Origin of the sequence: Streptomyces sp. CB01635 (genome assembly GCF_002803065.1) — a bacterium.
Lineage (GTDB): Bacteria > Actinomycetota > Actinomycetes > Streptomycetales > Streptomycetaceae > Streptomyces.
Window position 1 is genome coordinate 319,651 of sequence record NZ_NNBL01000002.1, and the last position, 16,650, is coordinate 336,300.

Sequence of the window (16,650 nt, forward strand, 5' to 3'; positions counted from 1 at the left end):
CCGCCCCTACGGAACACAGCCCCACCCCGAACGGAGTTCACCCCCATGCCCGCAGCCGACCTCCTCCTCACCGGCGCCCGCGTCCGCACCCTCGACCCCGCGCACCCCGAGGCGACCGCCGTGGCCGTCCGCGACGGTCTCATCGCCGCCGTCGGCGCCACCGAGGACGTCGTACGCGACTGGCGCGGACCGGGCACGGAACGCGTCGACCTCACCGGCGCGACCCTCGTGCCCGGCCTGGTCGACGCGCACAGCCACCCGGTGTGGGGCCTGGAGATGGCGACCGGCACCGACCTGTCCGGCGTACGGAACCCGGACGACCTGCGGGCGGCCCTGCGCTCGGCGCCCCGCGTCGACGGCTGGGTCGTCGCCTGGGGGCTCGACCACAACGCGTTCGGCGGCCGTCCCGTCGACCGCGCCCTGATCGAGGACGTACTCGACGGCGCTCCCGCCTTCGTCCGCCTCTACGACGGGCACTCCGCCCTGGCGAGCGGGGCCGCGCTCGAGGCGGCCGGGATCACCGGGCCGCGCGAGTTCGTCCAGCGCGCGGAGATCGTCTGCGACGCGGACGGCCGCCCGACCGGGCACCTCGTCGAGCACGCCGCGATGGACCTGATGCTCGCCGTCATGCCGAGGCCCTCGTTCGCCGAGCGCCGCACCGGGCTGCTCGCCCTGCTGTCCGACATGGCCGCCACGGGCCTGACCGGCGCCCACGTCATGGACCTCGGCCACGGCGACGTACCGCAGCTGCTGGCCTCGGTCGAGGAGGAGGCCGTGCTGCCGCTGCGGCTGCGACTCGCGCCCTGGTGCATGCCGGGCGTCGACAAGGCCGGCCTGGACGAGCTGATCGCCGTCCAGCGCGAGGCCGGGCGGCACTGGCGGGTCGGCGGGGTCAAGTTCTTCATGGACGGCACCGTCGAGGGCGGCACCGCGTGGCTGGAGCACGCGGACTGTCACGGCCAGGGCACCGACGCGTTCTGGCCGGACCCGAAGGCGTACGCGGACGCGGTGCGGTACCTGCACGCGGCGGGCGTCGGCACCGCGACCCACGCGATCGGGGACGCGGCCGTGCGGCACGTCCTGGACACCGTCGAGTCCCTGGGCGGGAGCGGCCGGGGCGTGCACCGGATCGAGCACATCGAGACGGTCCCCGACGACACGATCCCGCGGTTCGCCGCGCTCGGCGTCGCCGCGTCGATGCAGCCGCCGCACACCGCGTACACCCGCGGCGACCACGGCGACGAGTGGTCGAAGCGCCTCGGTACGGACCGGGCCTCGCGCGCCTGGCGCATCCGGGACCTGCGGGACGCGGGCGCGGTTCTCGCACTGGGCTCGGACTGGCCGATCGCGCACTACGACGTGCGCCGGGTCCTGTCCATGGCCCGCGTCCCCGAGGGCGCCGCCGGGCCCGCGCAGGGGCTGACAGGGCTCATGGCGCTGGAGGGCTGCACGTCACACGCGGCGCTCGCCGCCGGTGAGGACGCGGGGCGTATCGCCCCCGGTCTGCGGGCCGACCTCACGGCGTTCGGCCTCGACCCGGTCGAGGCCCCGGCCGACGAGGTGGCGCAGGCGCCGGTCCGCCTGACGGCGGTCGGTGGTCACATCACGTACCGGGGGGCGTGACCCCGGACGTGGCGGGCGCGTGCACGAGGCGCGGCATGGTGTGGGGGAGCGCCCCGTACCAGATCCGCGCCATCGTGAAACCGAACGCGAGGCACACCATGCCGCCCACCGCGTCCAGCCAGAAGTGGTTCGCGGTCGAGACGATGACGACCAGGGTCAGTGCCGGGTACAGGAGTCCGAGGATCCGCACCCACGGCGCCGAGGCCAGGGCGAAGATCGTCAGGCCGCACCACAGGGACCAGCCGATGTGCATGGACGGCATCGCCGCGTACTGGTTCGACATGTGTTTCAGGTCGCCGGACGCCATCGAGCCCCAGGTGTGGTGGACCGCGACCGTGTCGACGAAGTGGCCGCCGTTCATCAGGCGGGGCGGGGCGAGCGGGTAGAGGTAGTAGCCGACCAGGGCGACCGCCGTCGTCGCGAAGAGCGCGAGCCGGGCCGCCGCATAGCGGCCGGGATGGTAGCGGAAGAGCCAGACGAGCACACCGAGCGTGACGATGAAGTGCAGTGTCGCGTAGTAGTAGTTCATGCCGACGATGAGCCATGTCACCGAATTCACGGCGTGGTTGACGTTCTCCTCGACGGCGATGGAGAGGTGGTGCTCCATCCGCCAGATCCAGTCGGCGTTGCTCAGAGCCTGCGAACGCTGCTCCGGAACGGCGTTGCGGATCAGGGAGTACGTCCAGTAGCTCACCGCGATCAGCAGGATCTCGAACCAGAGCCTGGGGCGACGCGGTGCGCGTATACGGCCGAGGAGTCCCCGCCCATCGCGGCGGTCATCCGCCATGGGTGATGTGGTGGGCCCCTGCCGGCCTTCCAGTGTCGTCACGGTCGATTCACCCATAGGGACAGAGTCTGCCAGATTCCGACCCCCCGCTCGATCATCCCCCGGGTGGGTCGTCCACGCATGCTCTACGCCCTGCGGAGGAGTGGCTACCTAGGGGCGCGGCACACGGTCCCCAGGGGCCGAAGCGGTTGAACCGCGGACCACCAGTTCGGGCATGAAGACGAATTCGCTGTGCGGTGCCGGCGTCCCGCCGATCTCCTCCAGGAGCGTGCGGACCGCGGCCTGGCCCATCGCCGGTACCGGCTTGCGCACCGTGGTCAGGGGCGGGTCCGTGAAGGCGATCAGCGGGGAGTCGTCGAAGCCGACCACCGAGACGTCGGACGGGACGTCGAGGCCTCGCTGCCGCGCCGCCCTTATGGCGCCGAGGGCCATCATGTCGCTGGCGCACACGACCGCCGTGCAGTCCCGGTCGATGAGCGCCGTGGCCGCCGCCTGCCCGCCCTCCAGCGTGTACAGCGAATGCTGCACCAGATCCCGCTCGATCTCCTCGGCGGACAGGGGCAGGAGGTCCTGCATCGTGCGTACGAAGCCCTCGATCTTCCGCTGGACCGGCACGAACCGCTTCGGGCCCAGGGCGAGCCCGATCCGCGTATGACCCAGCGAGACGAGGTGGGTGACGGCGAGCTTCATCGCGGCCCGGTCGTCCGGGGAGATGAAAGGTGCCTGCACTTTCGGCGAGAAGCCGTCCACCAGCACGAACGGCACGCCCTGCGCGCGCAGTTGCTCGTAGCGCTGCATGTCCGCCGAGGTGTCGGCGTGCAGCCCGGAGACGAAGATGATGCCGGAGACGCCCCGGTCGACGAGCATTTCCGTGAGCTCGTCCTCGGTGGAGCCGCCGGGGGTCTGTGTGGCGAGGACCGGCGTGTAGCCCTGGCGGGTCAGGGCCTGGCCGATGACCTGGGCGAGCGCCGGGAATATGGGGTTCTCCAGCTCCGGCGTGATCAGGCCGACCAGTCCCGCGGAGCGCTGGCGCAGCCGCACGGGCCGCTCGTAGCCGAGGACGTCGAGCGCGGCGAGCACGGACTGGCGGGTGGCCGCGGCCACCCCCGGCTTGCCGTTGAGCACCCGGCTGACCGTCGCCTCGCTGACCCCCGCCTGCGCTGCGATGTCGGCCAGTCGCGCGGTCACGGGATGGGACTGTACCGGTCGCGTGCCGGACTGCCCACCGTCAACCGGTTGCCGCGTGCGGGCAGTTGAACGGCCCGCTGCGGACTGCTGCGTCATGGCGCTCCCTCGTGTGACTGGCATGTGGCTCGCGTGGGGCCCATGGGGTTCCGATGATCCCCGCGCCGGCCCGGTGTAGCAAGAGCTTGCAGATTCTTGCACAAGGCATCCATGGCCTGTCAGGCCCGGCAACGTGTCCGCACGCACCGGAGTGCAGGTCACGGACCGATAACCGACTGGATCTCCTTGCAATATTTTTCTGCAAGGTCTTTCGCCGTGCTTGCAACGCTGTTACGTTCACGTCGCCCGGCGGCGGCAACGGTGCGGTCGGCGAGTCGGCAAGGGGTACGGACGGGACCGTCTCCCACCACTTCGGGCTTTCACCCTCTAGGAGATCTCATGCGGCGTGGCATAGCGGCCACCGCGCTGGTGGCGTCCCTCGCCCTCGCGGCGACGGCCTGCGGCGGAAGCGACAGCGGCAGTGACAAGGCCTCTGGGCCCGTCACCATCACGTGGTGGGACACGTCCAACGCCACCAACGAGGCGCCGACGTACAAGGCCCTGGTCAAAGAGTTCGAGAAGGCGAACTCCGGCATCAAGGTCAACTACGTCAACGTCCCCTTCGACCAGGCGCAGAACAAGTTCGACACCGCCGCGGGCTCCAAGGGAGCCCCCGATGTGCTGCGCGCCGAGGTCGGCTGGACGCCGGCCTTCGCGAAGAAGAGCTACCTCCTGCCGCTCGACGGCACCGAGGCCCTCGCCGAGAAGGACAAGTTCCAGCCGAGCCTGATCAAGCAGGCCCAGTTCGACGGCAAGACCTACGGCACGCCGCTGGTCACCGACACCCTGGCCCTCGTCTACAACAAGGACCTCTTCAAGAAGGCCGGCATCGACCTGCCGCCCGCCAGCTGGGCCGACCTGAAGGCCGACGCGGCCAAGATCAAGTCGAAGACGGGCGTCGACGGCTACTGGGGCTCCACGCAGGGCTACTACTCGATGCCGTTCCTGTACGGCGAGGGCAGCGACACCGTCGACGCCACCGCGAAGAAGATCACCATCGGTTCGCCCGAGGCCAAGAAGGGCCTCACCACCTGGCAGGGCCTCTTCGACGGCAAGGGCCTGCACAAGGCCGACGCCACCGCCGACGCGTACGCCCACATCCAGGACGCGTTCGTGAACGGCAAGGTCGCCGCGATCATCCAGGGCCCGTGGGAGATCACCAACTTCTACAAGGGCTCCGCGTTCAAGGACAAGGAGAACCTGGGCATCGCGACCGTCCCGGCCGGCTCCACCGGCAAGGCGGGCGCCCCCACCGGCGGCCACAACCTCTCGGTCTACGCCGGCTCGGACAAGGCCCACCAGGAGGCCTCGCTCAAGTTCGTGAAGTGGATGACCTCCGCGGCCACGCAGGAGCAGATCGCCCTCAAGAACTCGACGCTGCCCACGCGCCAGGACGCGTACACCACGAAGGTCGTCACCGACCCGGGCATCGCCGGCTTCCAGAAGGTCCTCACCACCGCCCAGCCGCGCCCCGAACTGCCCGAGTACAGCTCGCTGTGGGCCCCGCTCGACACCGAGTGGCCCAAGGTCGCCGGAGGCAAGGAGTCCCTGGACAAGGGCATCGGCAACGCGCAGAACGCGTACGTGAAGCTGGTCCCCGACTTCAGCAAGTGACCCCTCTTTGACGGCTGCCGCCGGTTCCGCCCGCGAGGGGGCGGGCGGAACCGGCGGCGCCGCGCCGCACGCACTGAGCAGCCGATCCCCAGAAGGTGCCGAACCATGACAGTCGCCGTCGACAGCACGGCCGCCAAGACGCGCGGCGGCCGCGCGCCGCGCCCCGGCCCGTTCGGGCGCCTGCGGCGCTCGTACCAGAAGCACTGGTACGCGTACGCGATGATCGCGCCGGTCGTCGTCGTGCTCGGGGTCCTCGTGATCTATCCCCTGGTACGCGGCTTCTACCTGACGCTCACCGACGCCGACAGCCTCAACTCGGCGCGCACGATCGGCGTCAACCACATCGACGCCACGTACCAGTTCATCGGGCTCGACAACTACGCCGACATCCTGTGGGGCCCGACCTCCTACGACCGCTTCTGGTCGCACTTCATCTGGACGATCGTGTGGACGGCGCTCTGCGTCGCCCTGCACTACGTCATCGGGCTCGGCCTCGCGATGCTGCTCAACCAGAAGGTGCGCGGGCGCACCTTCTACCGGCTGCTGCTCATCCTGCCGTGGGCCGTACCGACGTTCGTCACCGTGTTCTCGTGGCGGATCATGCTGTCCGACTCCGGGATCATCAACTCCGTGCTCGGCTCGCTGCACCTGCCGCAGCCGCAGTGGCTCGAGGACACCTTCTTCCAGCGCTCGGCCGCCATCCTGGTCAACACCTGGTGCGGCGTGCCGTTCATGATGGTGTCGCTGCTCGGCGGCCTCCAGTCGATCGACCCGGTGCTCTACGAGGCCGCGGAGATGGACGGCGCGAGCCCCTGGCAGCGCTTCTGGAACGTCACACTGCCCGGCCTGCGGTCGGTCAGCTCCACCGTCGTACTGCTCGGCGTCATCTGGACGTTCAACCAGTTCAACGTCATCTTCCTGCTGTTCGGCAACACCGCGCCCGACGCCCAGATCCTCGTCACCTGGGCCTACTACCTGGGCTTCGGCCAGCAGCCGCGCGACTACGCCCAGTCCGCCGCGTACGGCGTGCTGCTCCTGTCGCTCCTCGCCGTCTTCACGTCCTTCTACTACCGCTGGCTGAACCGCAATGAGCAGCTCGCCTGACGCCGCAGGAGCCGCCCCCATGAGCACCACGACCGTCGACACCCCGGCGACCGGCGCGCAGCCGGTCACCGACACCGTCCGCCCGCGCCGCGTGCGCCGGCGCGGCGAGCGCAGCCGCCTCGCGACGTTCCTGTCGCACGGCGTGCTGAGCGTCGCGAGCCTGACAGCCCTGTTCCCGATCGCCTGGCTGGTCTATCTGTCGCTCGGCCCGGACAAGGACGACTACCTCCACCCCGGACGCATCCTCGACAAGGCGACCTTCTCGAACTACTCGTTCGTCCTGGAGCACACCAACTTCTTCAAGTGGCTCCAGTCCACGCTGATCGTGTCCCTGGGCACGACGGTCGTCGGCGTCCTGTTCGCCGCCACCACCGGCTACGCCGTCTCGCGCATGCGCTTCCCCGGCCACCGCAAGCTGATGTGGGTCCTGCTGCTCACGCAGGCGTTCCCGATCGCCGTCCTGATCGTGCCGATGTACGAGATCCTCGGCGACCTCGGCCTGATCGACACGTACGGCGGCCTCATCCTCGTGTACTGCTCGACCGCGGTGCCGTACTGCGCGTGGCTCCTCAAGGGCTACTTCGACACCATCCCGTACGAGATCGACGAGGCCGGCCGCATCGACGGGCTCTCGCCGTTCGGCACCTTCGCCCGGCTGATCGTCCCGCTGGCCAAGCCGGGCCTCGCGGTCGCCGCGTTCTACAGCTTCATCACCGCGTTCGGCGAGGTCGCCTTCGCCTCCACGTTCATGCTCGACGACGAGAAGTACACCTTCGCCGTGGGCCTGCGCAGCTTCGTCAGCGAGCACGACGCGCAGTGGAACTACATGGCGGCGACTGCGGTGTTGATCGCCATTCCGGTGTCCGCGTTCTTCTACCTTGTCCAGAGGAACCTGGTCACCGGCCTCACGGCGGGCGGCACCAAGGGCTGAGCCCCGCCGCTCCGCCCGCCCGCACGCAAACCCCTGACGCAGCAAGGACACCATGAGTCAGCACACTGCCGACACGGCGCAGGCCGGCGCGGCCTCCGCCTCGACCTCCGTTCCCGCGCAGGCGTCCACCGGCTGGTGGCGCGACGCGGTGATCTACCAGGTCTATCCGCGCAGCTTCGCCGACAGCAACGCCGACGGCATGGGCGACCTCGAAGGCATCCGCGCCCGGCTCCCGCACCTCAGAGACCTCGGCGTGGACGCGGTGTGGCTCAGCCCGTTCTACGCGTCCCCGCAGGCGGACGCCGGCTACGACGTCGCCGACTACCGTGCCGTGGACCCCATGTTCGGCTCCCTCCTCGACGCGGACGCCGTGATCCGCGACGCGCACGGCCTTGACCTGCGCGTCATCGTCGACCTGGTGCCCAACCACTCGTCCGACCAGCACGAGTGGTTCAAGCGGGCCCTCGCCGAAGGACCAGGATCGCCGCTGCGCGAGCGCTACCACTTCCGGGCGGGCAAGGGCGCGAGCGGTGAACTGCCGCCCAACGACTGGGAGTCCATCTTCGGCGGCCCCGCCTGGACCCGCGTCGCCGACGGCGAGTGGTACCTCCACCTCTTCGCGCCCGAGCAGCCCGACCTCAACTGGGAACACCCCGCCGTCGGCGACGAGTTCCGCTCCATCCTGCGGTTCTGGCTCGACATGGGCGTCGACGGCTTCCGCATCGACGTCGCGCACGGCCTCGTCAAGGCCGAGGGCCTGCCCGACCTCGGCGCGCACGAACAACTGAAGCTGCTCGGCAACGACGTCATGCCGTTCTTCGACCAGGACGGCGTGCACGACGTCTACCGCGCCTGGCGCCTGATCCTCGACGAGTACGCGGGCGAGCGCATCTTCGTCGCCGAGGCGTGGACCCCGACCGTCGAGCGCACCGCGAACTACGTGCGCCCCGACGAGCTGCACCAGGCCTTCAATTTCCAGTACCTGTCCTCCTACTGGGACGCGACAGAGCTGCGCGACATCATCGACCGCTCCCTCGACTCGATGCGGCCCGTCGGCGCCCCCGCCACCTGGGTCCTGTCCAACCACGACGTCACCCGGCACACCACGCGCTACGCCAACCCGCCCGGCCTCGGTACCCAGCAGCGCGTCGCCGGGGACCCGGCGCTCGGCCTGCGCCGTGCCCGCGCCGCGACCCTGCTGATGCTGGCGCTGCCCGGCTCCGCGTACGTCTACCAGGGCGAGGAGCTCGGCCTGCCCGACGTCGTCGACCTGCCGGACGAGGTGCGCCAGGACCCCTCGTTCTTCCGTGCGGCCGGGCAGGACGGCTTCCGCGACGGATGCCGGGTGCCGATCCCGTGGACCGTCGACGGGCCCTCGTACGGCTTCGGGGCGGGCGGTTCATGGCTGCCGCAGCCCGCGGGCTGGGGCGCGCTGAGCGTGGAGGCGCAGACCGGGGTGCCCGGCTCGACCCTGGAGATGTACCGCTCGGCGCTGGCCGTGCGGCGCGCGCACCCGGCGCTCGGCGCGGGTGACTTCGTCGAGTGGCTGAAGGCGCCCGAGGGCGTGCTCGCCTTCCGGCGGGAGTCGGGCGACGGCGGCGAGGCGTTCGTGTGCGTCGCGAACACGACCGGCGCCGCGGTGCGCATGACCGTGTCGGGCCGGGTCCTGCTCACCAGCTCGGCCGACGACGACATCGAGATCGGTGACGGTCACACGCTGGTCCCCGCCGACACGACCGTGTGGTGGACGGTCTGACGTTCTGAACCGCTCTCCCCGGCCCCCGCGCGGCCGGGGAGAGTATCCCCCCACAGCCCCCTGCGAATTGGCAGGGACACCTCATCAGCACACCGACGTGCAGGAGGAAACATGGCTATCAGATCGCGGGCGGCCGCTCTCGCCCTCGCGGCCGGCACCCTCATAGGGGCCGCCGGATCCGCCGGGACGGCCCAGGCGGCCCCGCCCGGCGCCAAGGACGTCACCGCCGTCCTCTTCGAGTGGCGGTTCGACTCGGTGGCGAAGGAGTGCACCGCCCGGCTCGGCCCCGCGGGCTACGGATACGTCCAGGTCTCGCCGCCCCAGGAGCACATCCAGGGCTCCCAGTGGTGGACCTCGTACCAGCCCGTCAGTTACAAGATCGCGGGCAGGCTCGGGGACCGTACTGCCTTCAAGAACATGGTCGACACCTGCCACGCGGCCGGCGTCAAGGTCGTCACGGACACCGTGATCAACCACATGGCGGCCGGATCGGGCACCGGCACCGGCGGCTCCGCGTACTCCAAGTACGACTACCCCGGCACCTACTCGGCCGCCGACATGGACAACTGCACCGCGCAGATCAGTAACTACCAGGACCGCTTCAACGTCCAGGAGTGCGAGCTCGTCGGCCTCGCCGACCTCGACACCGGCGAGGAGTACGTGCGCGGCCGCATCGCCGCGTACATGAACGACCTCCTCTCGCTCGGCGTCGACGGGTTCCGGATCGACGCCGCCAAGCACATCGCCGCCGCCGACCTCGCCAACATCAAGTCGCGGCTCAGCAACCCGAACGCCTACTGGAAGCAGGAGGCGATCTACGGCGCCGGTGAAGCCGTCTCGCCCAGTGAGTACACCGGCACCGGCGACGTCCAGGAGTTCCGGTACGCCCGCGACCTCAAGCGCGTCTTCCAGAACGAGAACCTCGCCTATCTGAAGAACTACGGCGAGGGCTGGGGCTATATGGCCTCCGGCCAGTCCGCCGTCTTCGTCGACAACCACGACACCGAGCGCGGCGGCGACACCCTCAACTACAAGGACGGCGCCGACTACACCCTGGCGAACGTCTTCATGCTGGCCTGGCCCTACGGATCGCCGGACATCAACTCCGGCTACGAATGGACCGACAAGGACGCCGGGCCGCCCAACGGCGGCACGGTGAACGCCTGCTGGCAGGACGGCTGGAAGTGCCAGCACGCCTGGCCCGAGATCCAGTCCATGGTCGCCTTCCGCAACGCCACCCGCGGCCAGTCCGTCACCGACTGGTGGGACAACGGCGCCGACGCCATCGCCTTCGGCCGCGGCGGCAAGGGCTACGTCGCGATCAACCACGAGTCCGCCGCGCTCACCCGCACCTACCAGACGTCGCTCGCCGCGGGCACGTACTGCGATGTGCAGAGCAACAAGGCGGTGAGCGTGAACAGTTCGGGCCAGTTCACGGCGACGCTCGGGTCGAACGCGGCTCTCGCCCTGTACGCCGGCAAGTCCGGCTGCTGACCCGGATCCCGACCCCGCCCCTTTCCCCGTAACCCCCGTTCCGGCTGCCCGGCGCGTCCTCCCCGCTCGCGCCGGGCGGCCCTGTCCGCGCACCCGCGCGTCCCCCGTGTCCCTCCCGCCGCCTCCCTCCCGTCGAGGAGTTCCCGTGATACGCCCCGCCCTGCCGCGAAGAACAGCGGCCGTCCTCGCCGTCGCCCTGTGCGCGGCCCTGGCCCCGGCCCTGCCCCTGGCGGCGGCCGCCGAGAGGGCGCCCGCGCCCCCGTCCGACGCCCGGCTCGCCGCCGCGCCCGCGCGGCACGACCTCACCCGCGAGCAGTTCTACTTCGTCATGCCGGACCGCTTCGCGAACGGCGACACCTCCAACGACCGCGGCGGGCTCACCGGTTCACGCTCGTCCACCGGCTACGACCCCACGGACAAGGGCTTCTACCAGGGCGGCGACCTCAAGGGCCTGACCGAGCGGCTCGACTACATCAAGGGCCTCGGCACCACCTCCATCTGGCTCGCCCCGATCTTCAAGAACCGGCCCGTCCAGGGCGAAGGCAAGGACGCCTCCGCCGGGTACCACGGCTACTGGATCACCGACTTCACGCAGGTCGACCCGCACTTCGGCACCAACGCGGACCTCACGAAGCTGATCGCCCGCGCCCACGCCAAGGGCATGAAGGTCTTCTTCGACGTCATCACCAACCACACCGCCGACACCGTCGACTACGCCGAGAAGGAGTACGGCTACCGCCCCAAGGGCGCCTACCCCTACCTCGACACCCAGGGCCGCCCCTTCGACGACCGGGACGGCGTGCGCAAGGTCGACGCCGACTCGTTCCCGTACACCCCGAAGAACACCGGGCAGAAGGTGCCCGCGTGGCTCAACGACCCGGCGATGTACCACAACCGGGGCGACTCCACCTTCGCCGGGGAGAGCGCCGAGTACGGCGACTTCGGCGGGCTCGACGACCTGTGGACCGAGCGGCCCGAGGTCGTCTCCGGCATGGAGAAGATCTACGAGCGGTGGGTGCGGGACTTCGACATCGACGGGTTCCGCATCGACACCGTCAAACACGTCGACCTGGACTTCTGGACGCAGTGGGCCACCGCCCTCGACGCGTACGCGAAGAAGCAGGGCAGGCCCGACTTCTTCATGTTCGGCGAGGTGTACTCCGCCGACACCGACGTCACGTCCCCGTACGTCACCCGCGGCCGCCTCGACGCGACCCTCGACTTCCCCTTCCAGGACGCGGCCCGCGCCTACGCCTCCCAGGGCGCCTCCGCCGACCGGCTCGCCAAGGTCTTCGCCGACGACTACAAGTACGCCTCCGGCAGGGCGAACGCGTACGAGCAGGTCACGTTCCTCGGCAACCACGACATGGGCCGCATCGGTTCCTTCCTCAAGGCCGACGACCCGAAGGCGTCCGACGCCGACCTCGTGCGCCGCGACCGGCTCGCCAACGCCGTGATGTTCCTGTCGCGCGGCAACCCCGTCGTCTACTACGGCGACGAGCAGGGCTTCACCGGCTCCGGCGGTGACAAGGACGCCCGGCAGACCATGTTCGCCTCCAAGGTCGACGACTACCTCGACGACGACGAACTGGGCACGAACCGCACCCACGCCGAGGACTCCTACGACACGAGCGCACCGCTCTACAAGGAGATCGCGGCCCTCGGAAAGCTCCGCAGGGACAACCCGGCCCTGGCCGACGGCGTCCAGACCGAGCGCTACGCCAAGGGCTCCGTGTACGCCTTCTCGCGCACGGACCCGAAGACCGGCACCGAGTACGTCGTCGCCCTGAACAACGCCGCCGAGGCCCAGGACGCCACCTTCGCGACCGGCTCGGCCGGCACCCGCTTCGACGGCATCTACGGCGCCGAAAAGCCCCTGACCAGCGGCTCCGGCAAGGACGTCACCGTCACCGTCCCCGCCGGTTCCGCCGTCGTCTACAAGGCCGCCAAGCCGCTGCCCGCCCCCGCCGCCAAGCCCGCGGTCACCCTCCACGCGCCCGCCGCCGGGGCCACCGGCACCGTGAACCTCCAGGCAGACACCGATGGCGGGCAGCTGAACCGCGTGGTCTTCGCCGCCCAGACCGGCAACGGCGCCTGGCACACCCTCGGCTCCGTCGACCACGCGCCGTACCGGATCACCCAGCACATCCCTGACACGGTGGCGGCCGGAACACCCCTGCGGTACAAGGCAGTTGTGGTCGACCGCGCCGGACGCACCGCCAGTGACCTCGCCGCGTCGACGGCGGGGCAGGCACCCGCGCCCGCGAAGCCCAGCTCCGTCGACCGCGCCTACGCCGTCGTCCACTACAAGCGGACCGACGGCGACTACGACGGCTGGCAGCTCAAGTCGCCCGCCGGAACGGGGGACTTCACCGGCCGGGACGCCTACGGCGCCTTCGCCTGGGTGAAGCTCGACAAGGACGCCGGCTCCGGCAGCCTCACGTACACCGTCGAGAGGAGCGGCGCCGCCGACGGGCCGCAGCGCACCATCGACCTCGGCGCGACCGGTGAGGTCTGGGTCGAGCAGGGCAAGGACGGCCAGGCCACGACTGCCCCCGACGGCACCTACCCGCCGCAGGACAAGACCAAGGCAGTGTTGCACTACCAGCGTGCCGACGGCGACTACGACGGCTGGGGGTTGCACACCTGGACCGGCGCCAAGAACCCCACCGACTGGTCCAAGCCCCTCGAACCCGTGAAGAAGGACGCCTACGGCGTCACCTTCGAGGTGCCGCTCGCCGACGGCGCGACCTCGCTGAGCTACATCCTCCACAAGGGAGACGAGAAGGACCTGCCCACCGACCAGTCCCTCGACCTCGCCGCCAACGGCAACGAGGTGTGGCTGCTCGCCGGACAGCCCCGTCCGGTCCTGCCGCAGACCGGCGGAGCGCCCGACCTCGACCTTGCGAAGTCCGAGGCGCAGTGGATCGACCGCGACACGGTCGCCCTGCCCGCTGACGGTACGGCGGCCCTGTCCGCCCAGCTCGTGTACGACCGCGACGGCGGCATCACCGTCAAGGACGGAGCGCTCAGCAGCGAGGGGCAGTGGCTGCGGCTGAACAAGGCCGCCGGCGGGCTCACCGACGCCCAGCTCGCCCGCTTCCCCCAGCTGAAGAAGTACGACGCCTACACCGTCGACCCCCGCGACCGTGACCGGGTCGGCGACGCCCTCAAGAGCCAGCTGATCCTCACCCGGCGCATCGCCAACGGCGCGCTCGTCACGGCGACGGGCGTACAGACAGCGGGAGTGCTCGACGACCTGTACGCGCAGAAGGCCGGCAAGGCGTCACTCGGCCCCGTCTTCACCAAGAGCGGCGTCACCCTGTCCGTCTGGGCGCCCACCGCCCAGTCCGTGGCCCTCGACCTCGACGGACGCGCTGTCGCCATGCGACGCGACGGCGTGACCGGCGTCTGGTCGGTGAAGGGCCCGCGCTCCTGGCAGGGCAAGCAGTACCGCTACGCCGTGAAGGTGTGGGCGCCCAGCGTCCAGAAGGTCGTCACGAACAAGGTCACCGACCCGTACTCCACCGCCCTCACCGCCGACTCGGAGCGCAGCCTCGTCGTCGACCTGGACGCGAGGAACCTCGCCCCGTCCGGCTGGTCGGCCCTGAAGAAGCCGAAGGCCGTGCCGCTGCGCGATGCGCAGATCCAGGAGCTCCACATCCGCGACTTCTCCGTCGAGGACCGCACCGCGAAGCACCCCGGCACCTACCTCGCCTTCACCGACAAGGACAGCAAGGGCAGCGAGCACCTGCGCGTACTGGCGAAGGCCGGCACCTCGTACGTGCATCTCCTGCCCGCGTTCGACATCGCCACGATCCCCGAGAGGAAGTCCGAACAGGCCACCCCGGACTGTGACTTGAACTCCTTCGGTGCCGCCTCGGATCGGCAGCAGGAGTGCGTCGGCAAGGGCGCCGCCAAGGACGCCTACAACTGGGGCTACGACCCGTACCACTACACCGTCCCCGAAGGCTCTTACGCCAGTGACCCGGACGGCACCGCACGCACCGTCGAGTTCCGCCAGATGGTCGAGTCCCTGAACGTGGACGGGCTGCGCGTCGTCATGGACGTCGTCTACAACCACACCGCCGCGAGCGGCCAGGCGAAGACGTCGGTGCTCGACCGCATCGTGCCCGGCTACTACCAGCGCCTGCTGGCCGACGGCTCCGTCGCCACCTCCACGTGCTGCGCGAACACCGCCCCGGAGAACGCGATGATGGGCAAGCTCGTCGTCGACTCGATCGTCACCTGGGCCAAGGAGTACAAGGTCGACGGCTTCCGCTTCGACCTGATGGGACACCATCCCAAGGCCAACATCCTCGCCGTCAGAAAGGCCCTCGACGCGCTCACCGTCGAGAAGGACGGCGTCGACGGCAAGAAGATCATCCTCTACGGGGAGGGCTGGAACTTCGGCGAGGTCGCCGACGACGCCCGCTTCGTACAGGCCACGCAGAAGAACATGGCGGGCACCGGCATCGCCACCTTCTCCGACCGCGCCCGTGACGCCGTGCGCGGCGGCAGCCCCTTCGACGCCGACCCCGGCGTCCAGGGCTTCGCCTCCGGCCTCTACACCGACCCCAACTCCTCGAAGGCGAACGGCACCGAGGCCGAGCAGAAGGCCCGCCTCCTGCACTACCAGGACCTGATCAAGGTCGGCCTCACGGGGAACCTCGCCGCCTACACCTTCACCGGCAGCGACGGCCGCACGGTCAAGGGCGCGGACGTCGACTACAACGGCGCACCCGCCGGATACGCCGACGCGCCGGGCGACGCACTCGCCTACGCCGACGCCCACGACAACGAGTCCCTCTACGACGCGCTCACCTACAAACTGCCCGCCTCCACCTCCCCGGCGGACCGCTCGCGCATGCAGGTCCTCGCCCTCGCGACGGCCGCACTCTCCCAGGGCCCCGCGCTCTCCCAGGCCGGCACCGACCTGCTGCGGTCCAAGTCCCTCGACCGCAACTCCTTCGACAGCGGCGACTGGTTCAACGCCGTCCACTGGGACTGCCGCGACGGCAACGGCTTCGGGCGCGGACTGCCCCCGGCCGCCGACAACAAGGACAAGTGGCCTTACGCCACACCCCTGCTGACCTCGGTGCCCGCCGCGAAGTGCGCGGACATCGAAGGGACATCGGCGGCGTACCGGGACCTGCTGAAGATCCGCACCACGGAGCCGGCGTTCGGCCTGGCCACGGCCGGGCAGGTGCAGGAGAAGCTGTCCTTCCCGCTCTCCGGCAAGGACGAGACGCCCGGGGTGATCACCATGCGCCTCGGCGACCTCGTCGTCGTCTTCAACGCCACGCCGCGCACGCAGGAGCAGCGCGTCGGCGCGGTGGCGGGCACCTCGTACCGGCTGCATCCGGTGCAGGCGGCGGGCGCCGACTCCGCGGTGAAGTCGGCCTCGTACGAAGCCGGTTCGGGAACGTTCACGGTTCCGGCACGCACGGTGGCGGTGTTCACGAGCTGACCGGAAGGAAGGCCGGACGCCCGGCACGGCAAGGGTGACGAGCCCTGCCGTGCCGGGCGTCCGCGTCAGCCGACCCGCTTCTCCATGAGCGTCACCGCGTACTTGCTGCCGCCCGCACCCGCCTTGAACGGCTGCTCGCCCACCACCGCGTAGCCCGCGCGCTCGTAGTAGGCCCGCAGCCGGGGGTTCGTCGACACACAGTCCAGGCGGCACAGGTCACGGCCCGCGGCGGCGACCCGCTCCTCGGCGTGCGCGAGCAGCGCGCGGCCCGTACCGGGCGGAGCGCCGCGCCGCACCATGAGGCGGTGCACATAGCCGGCCTCGGGCGGCCGGGCACCCCACGCGGGCTCGTCGTCCCACCACAGCTCGTACGCGCCGACCCCTTCGGAAAGCGCGTCGCCGGCGAACCAGACCTCGCCCTCCTTGATCCGGAGGCGGAAGTGGTCCTCGGTCTTCTCGCCGGGCTGCCACTGGTCGATGCCCTGCTCCACCATCCAGCGCGCCGCCCCGTCGTACAGGGCGACGAGCGCGGCGAGGTCGTCGGGTCCGTCGGCTGCCCTGCGGAACGTGAGCCGCGGCGTCATGGA

At 70.4% G+C, this 16,650-nt stretch carries 10 protein-coding genes; 7 read left to right on the top strand and 3 right to left on the bottom strand.

Features of this window, described 5'->3' with window-relative positions:
• Positions 1-45: 45 nt before the first annotated feature.
• A complete protein-coding gene (locus CG723_RS05485; protein ID WP_100592084.1) occupies positions 46-1,623 on the top strand; it encodes an amidohydrolase in 1,578 nt (525 codons plus the stop codon).
• Here the strand turns inward: CG723_RS05485 and CG723_RS05490 are convergent.
• The gene (locus tag CG723_RS05490) at positions 1,604-2,467 is read right to left on the bottom strand and encodes a phosphatase PAP2 family protein (RefSeq protein WP_100592085.1); all 864 of its coding nucleotides are present in this window, start codon (positions 2,465-2,467) and stop codon (positions 1,604-1,606) included. The genes CG723_RS05485 and CG723_RS05490 overlap by 20 nt on opposite strands.
• Before the next feature lie 93 nt (positions 2,468-2,560).
• Positions 2,561-3,598, bottom strand: a complete 1,038-nt coding sequence (locus CG723_RS05495; protein ID WP_267893685.1) for a LacI family DNA-binding transcriptional regulator — start codon at positions 3,596-3,598, stop codon at positions 2,561-2,563.
• Between the two features lie 435 nt (positions 3,599-4,033).
• Here CG723_RS05495 and CG723_RS05500 point away from each other — a divergent pair, with 435 nt between their 5' ends.
• From CG723_RS05500 to pulA, 6 genes are all read left to right on the top strand, one after another.
• On the top strand, positions 4,034-5,308 hold the full coding sequence (locus tag CG723_RS05500) for an extracellular solute-binding protein (protein WP_100592087.1): 1,275 nt from the start codon (positions 4,034-4,036) through the stop codon (positions 5,306-5,308).
• A 105-nt stretch (positions 5,309-5,413) separates the two neighbouring features.
• Positions 5,414-6,412, top strand: coding sequence for a carbohydrate ABC transporter permease (locus CG723_RS05505; RefSeq protein ID WP_100592088.1), 999 nt, complete (start codon positions 5,414-5,416; stop codon positions 6,410-6,412).
• Positions 6,413-6,431: 19 nt separating this feature from the next.
• Entirely contained in the window at positions 6,432-7,343 is a 912-nt protein-coding gene (locus CG723_RS05510; protein WP_100592089.1) for a sugar ABC transporter permease, read from the top strand.
• Between the two features lie 52 nt (positions 7,344-7,395).
• Entirely contained in the window at positions 7,396-9,099 is a 1,704-nt protein-coding gene (locus tag CG723_RS05515; RefSeq protein ID WP_100592090.1) for a glycoside hydrolase family 13 protein, read from the top strand.
• A gap of 111 nt (positions 9,100-9,210) precedes the next feature.
• Complete coding sequence (locus CG723_RS05520; RefSeq protein WP_100592091.1) at positions 9,211-10,593, top strand: alpha-amylase; 1,383 nt, start codon at positions 9,211-9,213, stop codon at positions 10,591-10,593.
• A 145-nt stretch (positions 10,594-10,738) separates the two neighbouring features.
• Positions 10,739-16,063: a pullulanase-type alpha-1,6-glucosidase gene (gene pulA, locus CG723_RS05525; RefSeq protein ID WP_100592092.1), complete on the top strand. Its 5,325-nt coding sequence runs from the start codon at positions 10,739-10,741 to the stop codon at positions 16,061-16,063.
• Between the two features lie 65 nt (positions 16,064-16,128).
• Here the strand turns inward: pulA and CG723_RS05530 are convergent, their stop codons facing one another.
• Complete coding sequence (locus CG723_RS05530) at positions 16,129-16,647, bottom strand: GNAT family N-acetyltransferase (RefSeq protein WP_100592093.1); 519 nt, start codon at positions 16,645-16,647, stop codon at positions 16,129-16,131.
• Positions 16,648-16,650: the final 3 nt, after the last annotated feature.

Bases quoted from the DNA above. Each gene is read 5' to 3' on its own strand.
- CG723_RS05485 (WP_100592084.1), top strand. From the start codon at position 46: ATGCCCGCAGCCGACCTCCTCCTCACCGGCGCCCGCGTCCGCACCCTC.
- CG723_RS05490 (WP_100592085.1), bottom strand. From the start codon at position 2,467: ATGGGTGAATCGACCGTGACGACACTGGAAGGCCGGCAGGGGCCCACC.
- CG723_RS05500 (WP_100592087.1), top strand. From the start codon at position 4,034: ATGCGGCGTGGCATAGCGGCCACCGCGCTGGTGGCGTCCCTCGCCCTC.
- CG723_RS05505 (WP_100592088.1), top strand. From the start codon at position 5,414: ATGACAGTCGCCGTCGACAGCACGGCCGCCAAGACGCGCGGCGGCCGC.
- CG723_RS05510 (WP_100592089.1), top strand. From the start codon at position 6,432: ATGAGCACCACGACCGTCGACACCCCGGCGACCGGCGCGCAGCCGGTC.
- CG723_RS05515 (WP_100592090.1), top strand. From the start codon at position 7,396: ATGAGTCAGCACACTGCCGACACGGCGCAGGCCGGCGCGGCCTCCGCC.
- CG723_RS05520 (WP_100592091.1), top strand. From the start codon at position 9,211: ATGGCTATCAGATCGCGGGCGGCCGCTCTCGCCCTCGCGGCCGGCACC.
- CG723_RS05530 (WP_100592093.1), bottom strand. From the start codon at position 16,647: ATGACGCCGCGGCTCACGTTCCGCAGGGCAGCCGACGGACCCGACGAC.